At 51.5% G+C, this 840-nt stretch carries 2 protein-coding genes; both read right to left on the reverse strand.

Features of this window, described 5'->3' with window-relative positions:
- Nucleotides 1-500: DNA mismatch repair endonuclease MutL (gene mutL / locus HMPREF9443_RS08320; RefSeq protein ID WP_009146145.1), on the reverse strand; the 500-nt coding region annotated here is incomplete at its 3' end.
- On the reverse strand, nt 500-840 hold a 341-nt coding region (locus HMPREF9443_RS08325), incomplete at its 5' end, for a MutS-related protein (RefSeq protein ID WP_009146146.1). The genes HMPREF9443_RS08325 and mutL, both read right to left, overlap by 1 nt.

The raw sequence follows: 840 nt of genomic DNA on the forward strand, positions 1-840 counted from the left end.
ACGGTTTTCAGGAATTTACGGCGTGCAGGCACGTTGAAGAACAGATTCTCTACAATTACGGTAGTACCTGTACTGCCGCCGCTTGCCGTAACCTCCGTGTTTTCACCGCCGTCGATATGCACAGAAGTAGCGAATTCCTCGCTCTCTGGACGGGTAAGCAGCGTAAAGTTAGAAACAGAAGCGATACTGGGCAAGGCTTCACCGCGAAAGCCCAAGGTATTCAGACTCAGCAAATCCTCAGCCTTCGTAAGCTTGCTTGTGGCATGGCGCAGCACAGCCATTTTGGCATCAGCCTCACTCATGCCGCAGCCATTATCAGTTACTCTGATATATTCCGTACCGCCGGCAAAAATCGTTACTTCAATTTTATCCGCACCGGCATCCAGTGCGTTCTCAACCAATTCCTTTACTACGGACGCAGGCTTTTCAACAACCTCGCCGGCAGCAATCTGGTTGGCGGTATTCGTATCCAACAAACGGACGGCATGCTCTTCTGCCATTATTTACCCAGCTCCTTTCTTGCTTCATCCTGCAATTTATACAAGGCGCTCATCGCCTCAATCGGTGTCATACTCATAACATCGAGCTTTAAGAGCTCATTGGCAATAGAACTGCCAAACAGCGAGCCCATCATATTATCCGGCGCTGCGGCAGCTACAGGCTGCTGCACGTGGCCGTTGTCATTATCATATTCCTTCAGCAGCTCTTCCGAACGCTCCAGCACCTTCTTCGGCAGACCGGCGAGGCGTGCAACATGTACGCCGTAGCTGCGGTCGGTACCGCCCGGTACAATACGGCGCAGGAAGATAATATCCTTGCCTCTTTCCTTAACTGCAACGG

Origin of the sequence: Phascolarctobacterium succinatutens YIT 12067 (genome assembly GCF_000188175.1) — a bacterium.
Classification (GTDB): Bacteria; Bacillota; Negativicutes; order Acidaminococcales; family Acidaminococcaceae; genus Phascolarctobacterium_A; species Phascolarctobacterium_A succinatutens.